At 72.1% G+C, this 9,945-nt stretch carries 8 protein-coding genes; 4 read left to right on the plus strand and 4 right to left on the minus strand.

Annotation, left to right across the window (positions count from 1 at the left end; genetic code table 11):
* Positions 1-115: 115 nt before the first annotated feature.
* Positions 116-283, minus strand: coding sequence for a hypothetical protein (locus tag AB0M52_RS08140; RefSeq protein WP_171023025.1), 168 nt, complete (start codon positions 281-283; stop codon positions 116-118).
* Between the two features lie 86 nt (positions 284-369).
* Positions 370-711: a hypothetical protein gene (locus AB0M52_RS08145; protein WP_363950549.1), complete on the minus strand. Its 342-nt coding sequence runs from the start codon at positions 709-711 to the stop codon at positions 370-372.
* A gap of 68 nt (positions 712-779) precedes the next feature.
* On the opposite strand from AB0M52_RS08145, the gene AB0M52_RS08150 reads away from it, so the two are divergent.
* From AB0M52_RS08150 to AB0M52_RS08160, 3 genes are all read left to right on the plus strand, one after another.
* The gene (locus AB0M52_RS08150; RefSeq protein WP_363950511.1) at positions 780-1,520 is read left to right on the plus strand and encodes a M23 family metallopeptidase; all 741 of its coding nucleotides are present in this window, start codon (positions 780-782) and stop codon (positions 1,518-1,520) included.
* A 186-nt stretch (positions 1,521-1,706) separates the two neighbouring features.
* Positions 1,707-4,598 (plus strand): glycosyl hydrolase, encoded by a 2,892-nt coding sequence (locus AB0M52_RS08155; protein WP_363950514.1) that lies wholly within the window; start codon positions 1,707-1,709, stop codon positions 4,596-4,598.
* A gap of 153 nt (positions 4,599-4,751) precedes the next feature.
* Complete coding sequence (locus AB0M52_RS08160) at positions 4,752-5,813, plus strand: PHP domain-containing protein (RefSeq protein WP_363950517.1); 1,062 nt, start codon at positions 4,752-4,754, stop codon at positions 5,811-5,813.
* A 16-nt stretch (positions 5,814-5,829) separates the two neighbouring features.
* Here AB0M52_RS08160 and AB0M52_RS08165 read toward each other — a convergent pair whose 3' ends face one another.
* Positions 5,830-6,810 carry a DMT family transporter gene (locus AB0M52_RS08165; RefSeq protein ID WP_363950519.1) on the minus strand — a complete coding sequence of 327 codons (981 nt, stop codon included), beginning with the start codon at positions 6,808-6,810 and terminating at the stop codon, positions 5,830-5,832.
* 178 nt (positions 6,811-6,988) lie between these two features.
* Here AB0M52_RS08165 and AB0M52_RS08170 point away from each other — a divergent pair, with 178 nt between their 5' ends.
* Complete coding sequence (locus AB0M52_RS08170; protein WP_363950522.1) at positions 6,989-8,659, plus strand: DUF885 domain-containing protein; 1,671 nt, start codon at positions 6,989-6,991, stop codon at positions 8,657-8,659.
* 102 nt (positions 8,660-8,761) lie between these two features.
* On the opposite strand, the gene AB0M52_RS08175 is transcribed toward AB0M52_RS08170, so the two are convergent.
* Complete coding sequence (locus tag AB0M52_RS08175; protein WP_363950525.1) at positions 8,762-9,898, minus strand: DUF3068 domain-containing protein; 1,137 nt, start codon at positions 9,896-9,898, stop codon at positions 8,762-8,764.
* Positions 9,899-9,945: the final 47 nt, after the last annotated feature.

Raw genomic sequence — 9,945 nt, forward strand, 5'->3', positions numbered from 1 at the left:
GCCGGGCGTGCCGGTGCGTGGCGGGCGCAGCGTGGCCACCGGGGCCGACCAGCGCAGGCGACCGGTCAACGCCCCGAAGGGCCGGTCATTCCTGGGGAAAGGATCTCCGAGCCACTCAGCCGGCGAGGCGGCGGCGGGTGGCGATCAGCTGCCGCAGCCGCTCGGTGCGCGCCCGCTGCGGCCGTTCGCGTTCGCGAACCGCGCGGGCGTCCGCCAACTGCGCCAGGAGCTGGAGGCGGCGGCGACTTCGATCGGGATCGAGCCGCGGAGTGGTCCAGGCCATACCGGGAGAGTGCCGAGTCGCGGCGGCCGAGTCAAGACGGGTTTCAGTGCCTGCACGACGACGCAACGCAGTCGACGCCGGTGGGGTCACCAGAGCGGCCAGTCGCCGCTGGTCGCCCAGCGGGTGGCCACCACGGCGGCGGCGATGCTCCAGCCCCCGGCGGTGACGATCGCCACGCCGGCGGCCACCCCCCGGTCACCGAGGCGGACCAGCGTCAGGGCCGCGAGCCAGGCCAGACCACCGGCGAGCAGGGTCCACCAGGCGTACCCGGCGAGGCTGCGGCCGAGCAGGCCGAAGAGGACCAGCCAGGCGATCGTCGCGGCGGCTCCCGCGGCGACGCCGGCACCGCTGACCGGGTTCGGCTCCCGGTAGGTGGGGCGCGGGGGCCGCCCGGAGGGGAAGAGGCCCGACGGGCTGTACGGCATCATCACTGCCCACTCCTCCCAGGCATGGACGGCTGCACTGCCCACCGTACCGACTCTGCAAGGATGACCCGGTGGGCTCGCTGACGATCGGACGCCGCTCGGCGTACGCGGTGCTGCTGCTCGTGCCGGTGCTCGCCGCCGCTGGCTGCGGGACGGGCGCTGGCCCGACGTGGGCCGACCCGACGCCCGCGGCCAGCCCACCGGCCGCCACCGTCACGCCGACCGCGACCGGCCCCAGCCCCGACGCCGCCGACCAGCCGGCAGCGTCTGCCACGCCGACCCGCGACGGGCTGCCGCATGCCTTTCCGGTACGCGCGAAGAAGGTGGCCTATCACCCGACCCACTCGGCGTACCCGGGCACGGACATCTTCGCCGACTGCGGCGAACCGTTCGTCGCGGTCACCGACGGCACGATCGGTGAGGTCAGTCGCCGGGACCGGTACGACAAGCGGGGTCCCCAGGGCCCGTACAACGGCGGCCTGTCGGTGTCGGTCATCGGCGACGACGGCGTGCGCTACTACGGCTCGCACCTGACCGAGGTGGCCGAGGGCATCGACCCCGGGGTGCGGGTGCGGGCCGGTCAGCAGCTCGGCACCGTGGGCCGGACCGGCAACGCCAACAACGTCTGCCACCTGCACTTCGGCATCTCGCCGCCGTGCCTCGGCGAGGACGGTTGGTGGATCCGCCGGGGTGTCGTCTGGCCGGCGCCGTACCTGAACTCGTGGCGGAAGGGCGGCAACCGCGAGCCGGCGGCCGAGGTGGCCGCCTGGCACCGCAAGAACGGCAGCCCGGAGAAGCCGCCCGCGCGCTGAGCCGACCCGTCGGCTGCGGCCGTCATCCGCATTTCATCACTCCGACACATTGACGGAAGTCTTATCGGTGAACTACCGTCCGCCGTAACGCCACGGAAGAGAGCGCTCTCTCAGCCAACTAACCTCACAATGACGACGAAACGCGCCGCCGCCGGCGCGGCCGGACCGGCGCGCGATGGAGGAAAGATGCGACCTCCCGTCCCACACCGCACCCACCGCCGGCTCCTGGCCGCTACGGCCGCCGCAGCCCTCGTCCTCGGCGGTCTCGCCGTCACCACCATCTCCGCCGCACAGGCCGCGCCGGTCGGCGCCGGCAGCTACACCACCACTCCGGTCGGCCCGCTCCCCAGTGGCTGCGGAAACATGACCAGCAACCCCCGGCAGTTCGCCACCGCCGAGGCTCCGCCGGGGCCGGTGCCCACCAACGACTGGTGGTCCTCGTTGCTGTGGAAGCGCCTGAACTGCTCGTTCAGCGAGCCGCTGCACGCCCACCCGGTGTCCTACCAGCCGGTCACCGACGGGCTCGGCTTCTCCGCCACCTCCACCCCCACCATCACCGGCACCGCGACCGGGGTCGGCGAGTACAAGTACCCCTACGTCGAGGACATCCGGGTCGGAGTGGCCGGGCTCGGCGCCCCGATCGTGCAGGTTGCCGACTGGACGGACTGGACGGTCACCCCGTACTGGAGCGACGGGGCACGGACGCTGCGCGCCACCATCGGCCACGGCCTGCCGTTCGCGTACTTCCGCACCAGCGGCGGTGACGCGGTGATCAACGCGACCGGCGGCAGCCCGACGGTCTGGTCCAACAGCGGCGGCACCATCGGCTTCACCGTCCGCGGCCACGACTACGTCGGGTACGCGCCGGCCGGCGCCGGCTGGACCGTCAGTGGCAACCGGATCAGCTCCACCCTCGCCGGTCGGGGCTACTTCTCGGTCGCGCTGCTGCCGGCCACCGCCGACAGCACGGCCCGTGCCCAGCTCGCCGCCAGCTACGGCCAGTACGCGCACGCCCACGTCACCGGCACTCGCGTCGGCTACAGCTACAACCAGGCGACCAGCCAGGTGGAGACCAGGTACACCTTCACCACCACGCCGCGCGAGGGCACCGAGACGCGGACCGTGGTCAGCCTCTACCCACACCAGTGGAAGGCGCTGGCCGGAGCCACCCCGATCACGCCGACCTACCCGTCGGCCCGGGGCCGGATGAAGGTACTCACCGGGGTCGCCGAGTTCCGCACCTCGATGCGGTTCCACGGCGTACTGCCCGAGTTGCCCGCCGTCGCCACCGGGGCCGGGGCCGACCTGACCACGCTGCGGCAGCAGCTGGCGGCGGTCCGGAGCAACCCGATGGACCAGCGCGGCGGGGACACCTACTGGACCGGCAAGGGGCTCGGCCGAGCGGCCCGGATCGCCGAGATCGCCGACCTGGTCGGCGACACCGAGACCCGCACCTCGGCGCTGAACGCCATCCGCGCCACCCTCAACGACTGGCTCACCGCCTCGCCCGGCGAGACCCAGCGCCTCTTCTACTACGACCAGCGGTGGGGCACGCTGATCGGCTACCCGGCCTCGTACGGCTCCGACCAGGAACTCAACGACCACCACTTCCACTACGGCTACTACATCGCCGCCGCCGCGACGCTGGCCAAGTTCGACCCCGCCTGGGCCCGCCAGGACCAGTACGGCGGGATGATCGACCTGCTCATCCGGGACGCGAACAACTACGACCGGGCGGACGCCCGCTTCCCGTACCTGCGCGACTTCGACATCTACGCCGGGCACGACTGGGCCTCCGGGCACGGCGCGTTCGCCAGCGGCAACAACCAGGAGTCGTCGTCCGAGGGGATGAACTTCGCCAACGCCCTCATCCAGTGGGGGCAGGCCACCGGCAACGCCGCCGTCCGGGACGCCGGTATCTACCTGTACACCACCCAGGCGGCGGCCATCCACGAGTACTGGTTCGACGTCAACGACGAGAACTTCCCCGCCGCGTTCGGGCACAACAACGTGGGCATGGTCTGGGGCGACGGCGGGGCGTACGCCACCTGGTTCAGCGCCGAGCCGGAGATGATCCAGGGCATCAACCTGCTGCCGATCACCGGCGGTCACCTCTACCTGGGCTACCACCCGAACTACAACTCGATCAAGTACGCGGAACTGGTCCGCAACAACGGCGGCGAGCCGACCGTGTGGCAGGACCTCCACTGGCAGTTCCTGGCGCTCGGCGACGCCGACTCCGCCCTGGCCAAGCTACGCGCGAACCCCGGTTACACCCCGGAGGAGGGGGAGAGCCGGGCGCACACCTTCCACTGGATCCGCAACCTGGCCGCGCTGGGCCGGGTCGACACCGGGGTGACCGCCGACCATCCGCTGGCCGCCGTCTTCAACCGGGGCGGCGCCCGCACGTACGTGGCCAGCAACATCTCCGGTACGCCGCTGACCGTACGGTTCTCCGACGGTACGCAGCTGACCGTGGCTGCTGGGCGCACCGCCACCAGCGGCGCGCACACCTGGAGCGGAGGCAGCGGCGGCGGAGGCGTCGAGCCCACGCCTAGCCCCACGCCCACGCCCACGCCGACCCCCACGCCCACCGACCCACCGCCGCCGGGCCAGCCGATCCGTTACCTGCTGTCCGGCGGCGGACTGGGCGCGGCCGGCACCGGCGGCACCACCTCGGTGGCCAGCGCCGGGGGCGCCAACTACGACGGCACGCCGCGCAACCCGGTGGTGTTCACCGCGACCGGGCTCAACCTGAACCACACCGGTGGGCAGACCACGTTCGACCTCTTCCTCGACGCCGGCAGCGCGGTGGGCAACGGGGTGCAGGCACGCATCTCGTACGACCTGACCGGCGACGGGAGCTGGGAACGGGTGGAGACGTACCGCTATTTCGCCACCGACCCGCTGCCCGGTTGGGAGCACTACACCCAGTCCGCCGGGCTGCACTCCAGCACCGGCTCCCTCGGTAACCTGCGCGGCGGCACGGTCCGGGTGGAGGTCTGGTCCGCGATCGGGGCCAATCCCACCACGCTCGGTGTCGGCGACCGCTCGGTCGTCCGGCTGCCGTACAGCTGATCCGTTCCCACCACCACCCCCGCGCCGCCGGTCGTACGCGCGACCGGCGGCGCGGGCGCGTAGGTTGCAGGGCATGAGCGAGCGCCAGCGAGCGAAACGTCAGCTGAGTGCCCTGGCATCTCATGGCGGCAGACAGCGGAGCGGAGTGCCGGCATGAGCCGGGATCCGATCGCCGACCTGCGCCGGATCGCCTTCCTGCTGGAGCGGGCGAACGAGGCCACCTACCGGGTCCGCGCCTTCCGGTCGGCGGCGAACGCGCTGGCCGCGCTGCCGAAGAAGGAGGTGGCCGAACGGGCCCGCGCCGGCACGCTCACCGAACTGACCGGGGTCGGTGACGTCACGGCCCGCTGCGTGGCCGAGTCCCTGGCCGGCGAGGAACCGGTCTACCTGCGCCGGCTGGTCGCCACCGAGGGCAGCGATCTGGACGCCGAGGCCACCAACCTGCGTACCGCGCTGCGCGGCGACTGCCACACCCACTCGGACTGGTCGGACGGCGGGTCGCCGATCGAGGAGATGGCGCTGGCCGCCGTCGAGCTGGGTCACGAGTATCTGGTGCTGACCGACCACTCGCCCCGGCTCAAGGTGGCCCGTGGGCTCACCGCGGACCGGCTACGCCGCCAGCTCGACCACCTGGCGCGGCTGAACGAGGCGCTGCCGGAGGGATTCCGGATCCTCACCGGCATCGAGGTGGACATCCTCGCCGACGGTTCCCTGGACCAGGACGAGGAGCTGCTGGCCCGGCTGGACGTGGTGGTCGGGTCGGTGCACAGCGGCCTGAACGACGACCGGGCGAAGATGACCCGCCGGATGCTGACCGCGATCGCCAACCCGCACCTGGACATCCTCGGCCACTGCACCGGCCGGATGGTGTCCTCCCGCCCGGCCGGGGTGACCGGGCCGGGCGACCGGGGACACCGCGCGCGGACCCGCGCGGAGAGCGACTTCGATGCCGATGCGGTCTTCGCCGCCTGCGCCGAGCACCGCACCGCCGTGGAGATCAACTCTCGTCCGGAGCGGCAGGACCCGCCGAAGCGACTGATCCGGCGGGCGTTGGAGGCCGGCTGCCTGTTCGCCATCAACACCGACGCGCACGCCCCCGGTCAGCTCGACTGGCAGCGCTTCGGCTGCGAGCGGGCGGCCCGCTGCGGCGTCTCCGCCGACCGGGTGGTCAACACCTGGACGGCCGACGAGCTGGTCTCCTGGACGCACGCCTGAAATCGGGCCCGGCGGCTCAGCGGGCGGCGGGCTCGACGGCGGGTGCCACCGGGGTGCCCGCACCGGCCGCGATCGGCCGTCGCCGGCGGCCGATCAGGCCCTGCGACACGGCCACGCCGACCAGCACGACCAGCGCACCGACCGGCTGGTGCCAGGTCAACCGCTCGTCAAGCACGACGGCACCGATCAGCACCGCGAAGACCGGAATCAGGTAGGTCACGGTGGACGCGGTGGTCGCGCCGACGATCCGGATGTTCCGCAGGTTGATCACGAAGGCCAGTCCGGTGCCGAGCGCGCCCAGCGCCAGCACGGCACCGAGCACCTTGGGCGACAGCGCGGTCGGCAGCGGCGGCGCCCCGGCCACCAGCGGCGCCACGACGGCCAGCTGGACCGTGGCGACCACCAGCTGCGCGGCCGACAGGGACACCCCGGACAGCGCGCTGCCGGCGATGAACTTCTTCTGGTACGGGATGGCGAGGCCGTAGCAGGCCGCCGCCCCGAAGCACATCAACTGCCCGACGAAGTGCGCCCCGCCGACGCCCTCCCAGACGCCGAGCACCACCATCACGCCGACGAAGCCGAGCCCCAACCCGACGGCGCCCCGGGAGGTCAGCCGTTCGGTACGGAAGGCCAGCACCGCCAGCGGCAGCACGATCAGCGGGGTGGTGGCGTTCCAGATGCCGGCGAGCATCGACTCGACCCGCTGCTCGCCATAGCCGAACAGGGTGAACGGCAGGGCCACCCCGAAGGCCGCGATCACGCTGAGGTGGGCCCACACCCGGGGATCCCGGGGCAGCCGGTCACGCAGCACGGCGAGCACCACGAGCAGGGTCAGCGCACCGGAGGCGACCCGGTAGAGGGTGAGGTGCAGCGGGTGCAGCTCGGCCACGCCGACCTTGATGAACAGGAAGCTGGAGCCCCAGATGGCGGCGAGGGCGACAAAGCCGGGCAGCCAGCTCCGCAGAGCCGGCCGGTCAGGGGTGAAGTCCGCTGTCACCCCTGACACTCTGCCCCTGGCGTACGACAAAGTCCCGCGGTTTTCGGCCACCGTGTTGCGGACCACAGCTGCCGGTCCTGCCGGCCGGGACTCGGCCTCCCGCCGGCTCCGGCCCGAGCGGGTTGAACACGGCAAACAGGGTCAACACGACGGCGGTGGGGTCACGTAGGGTCGCAGCGTGGGACGAATCGATGACCTCGCGAACCGCTACGTGGCCGACTGGGCCACGCTGAGCCCGGCCGGCGCCACCTCCGTCGGCATCGCCGGCTACGACGACAAGTTGGACGACCTGTCGCCGGACGGGTACGCCGCGCGTGCCGAGCTGACCCGGCGCGCCTTGGCCGACCTGGACGCGACCGAGCCGGACACGGAGGCCGAGCGCACCGCCCGGGAGGCGATGCAGGAACGACTGGGCCTCGACCTGGCCCGGTACGAGACCGGCGCGACGACCAGTGAGGTCAGCGTCATCACCAGCGGATTGCACGACATCCGGATGATCTTCGACCTGATGCCGACCGAGGGTGCCGAGGCGCAGGCCAACATCGCCGCCCGGCTGAACCTCTTCTCCGGGGCGCTGGAGGCGTACAAGACCACGCTGCGCGAGGCGGCGGCCGCCGGACGGGTCAGCCCGCGGGCGCAGCTGCTCGAGGTGGCCAAGCAGTGTGACGCCTGGGTGGACCCGGACGGTGACAACATCTTCCACGGGCTGGTCGAGCGGCTGGGTGCCGACGGTGCTCTCGGTGCCGACCTGCGCCGGGGTGCGGCGGCGGCCACCGCGGCGACCGCCGAGTTCGGGCAGTTCCTGCGCACCGAGATGGCCCCGCACGGCCGGGAGAAGCAGGCCGCCGGTCGGGAGCGCTACGAGCTGGCCTCGCAGTATTTCCTGGGCGCCCGGGTCGACCTCGACGAGACGTACGCCTGGGGGTTCGCGGAGCTGGCCCGGCTGGAGGCCGACATGCGCACGGTGGCCGGGCAGATCGTCAGCCCCGGCGCCACCATCGACGAGGCGGTCGCGGCGCTGGACGCCGACCCGGCCCGCACCATCCGGGGCAAGGAGGCCTTCCGGGACTGGATGCAGGCGCTGGCCGAGCAGGCGATCAGCGACCTCAACGGCACCCACTTCGACATCCCGGAGCAGGTTCGGCGCATCGAGTGCATGCTCGCGCCGACCAGTGACGGCTCCATCTACTACACCGGCCCCAGTGAGGACTTCACCCGGCCCGGCCGGATGTGGTGGGCGGTGCCGCAGGGCGTCACCGACTTCTCCACCTGGCGTGAGGTGACCACCGTCTACCACGAGGGGGTGCCCGGTCATCACCTTCAGGTCGGGCAGACCGCCGTCCGGGCCGAGCTGCTCAACCGCTGGCAGCGGCTGCTCTGCTGGGTCTCCGGGCACGGCGAGGGTTGGGCGCTGTACGCCGAGCGGCTGATGGACGAGCTGGGCTACCTGGAGGACCCGGGCAACAAGCTCGGCATGCTGGACGGCCAGGCGTTCCGGGCCGCCCGGGTGATCGTCGACATCGGCATGCACCTGGAGCTGGAGATCCCGAAGGACAACCCGTTCGACTTCCACCCCGGCGAGCGCTGGACGCCGGAGCTGGGCTGGGAGTTCCTGCGGGCGCACTGCCGGGTGCCGGACGAGATGCTGCGCTTCGAGCTGAACCGCTACCTGGGCTGGCCGGGGCAGGCACCGTCGTACAAGGTGGGCGAGCGGATCTGGCTCCAGGCCCGGGATGACGCCAAGGCCCGCAAGGGCGCCGACTTCGACCTGCGCGAGTTCCACCGGCAGGCGCTCGACCTCGGCGCACTCGGGCTCGACCCGCTGCGCCGGGCGCTGGCCCGGCTCTGAGCCTGGGCGCTGCGCCGCGCCGTGCGCCGGCCGGTGGCTGACCGTGGAGGGGGCGGGCCCGTACGGACCCGCCCCCTCCGCATGCTCCTACGGTTCAACCGGTCAGCGCTTCTCCGACTCGTCCTGCGCGGGCCGCTGGCCCGGCACCGTCGGCTCGTCGGACTTCCAGTTGGTCGACGCGGGCGGGATCTCGTCGGTCAACGGCCCACCCTCCGGCTCGTCGTCCCGCACCGCCGGCTGGTCGACGCGGGTCGGCGTCGGGTCGGCGGCGTGCCGGGCCACGGCGGCCGGGGCGGCGCGGCGCGAGACCAGCAGTGCGACGGCGATCAGCACCAGGCCCAGCACGGCGATCCCGATCGGCGCGTACACGCCGAGGATGGTGAGCTGACTGCGGCTCGTCTTGGCCCGCTCCACCGAGGACGCCACGGTCTCGTCGTTGTAGGAGAAGTCCGCGTCCAGCAGCGTGACCGGGGTGCCCACGTTCGGCACCAGCACCTTCTTCTGCTGCTCCCGCACGTTGACGTAGGAGCCGGTGACCGGGTCGACCCAGACCGTACGGGTGTTGCTGTAGACGACGTCGCCCGAGGTCGCGCCCGGAGCGAGCGCACCGAGCAGCACAGCGACCCGGTCGGGGGCCAGCGCCAGCTTCTCGTCGGTGATGACCTGCTCGTAGCGGTACGCCTCAAGGCCGTTGACGTCCTCGGTGCCCTTGTACTCGGCCATCCGGGTCTGCCGCAGGTCCCGGTCAAAGACCTCGTAGTTGCCCTGTGCGGAGTTGAACGGGAACTTGTAGACCTGCCCGGCGAACGGCACCTTCTCCGCAGCGCCGCTGTCGTCGAGGTACTGCTCGTTCCACTCGACGGCCGCTCCGGAGACCCGGTCCAGCGCCAGCTCGGCACCGTACGCGCTGACCAGTTCCTTGGTGTCCGTCCGGTCGACGGTCTGGCCGACCCGCCAGACCACCGTGTCACCGGCGAGGTCGCCGCTGAGCGCCGCGGTCTTCGCGCGCTCCGGCGTGACCAGGACGGTGGACTTCAGGTCGGCCCGGTTGATGGCGACCGCGCCGTTGGTGATCTGGAGGAACGTCGCGCCCTTGGCCTCGGCCACCGACGTCGACGGATCCAGGTCGTAGGGCAGTTTGGTCATCGCGGGCTTGACGACGAACACCAGCCCGGCGGCCAGCGCCAGGAGCAGTACGCCGCCACCGAACAGCACGGCACCCACGGCGCGGTGCTTCATGTTTGCCTCCCTGAGGAGCTCATTTTCGTCGGTATCGATCAGTGAGA

Origin of the sequence: Micromonospora sp. NPDC051296 (assembly GCF_040682255.1) — a bacterium.
GTDB lineage: Bacteria > Actinomycetota > Actinomycetes > Mycobacteriales > Micromonosporaceae > Micromonospora > Micromonospora craterilacus.

Bases quoted from the DNA above. Each gene is read 5' to 3' on its own strand.
- AB0M52_RS08140 (WP_171023025.1), bottom strand. From the start codon at position 283: ATGGCCTGGACCACTCCGCGGCTCGATCCCGATCGAAGTCGCCGCCGC.
- AB0M52_RS08145 (WP_363950549.1), bottom strand. From the start codon at position 711: ATGATGCCGTACAGCCCGTCGGGCCTCTTCCCCTCCGGGCGGCCCCCG.
- AB0M52_RS08155 (WP_363950514.1), top strand. From the start codon at position 1,707: ATGCGACCTCCCGTCCCACACCGCACCCACCGCCGGCTCCTGGCCGCT.
- AB0M52_RS08160 (WP_363950517.1), top strand. From the start codon at position 4,752: ATGAGCCGGGATCCGATCGCCGACCTGCGCCGGATCGCCTTCCTGCTG.
- AB0M52_RS08175 (WP_363950525.1), bottom strand. From the start codon at position 9,898: ATGAAGCACCGCGCCGTGGGTGCCGTGCTGTTCGGTGGCGGCGTACTG.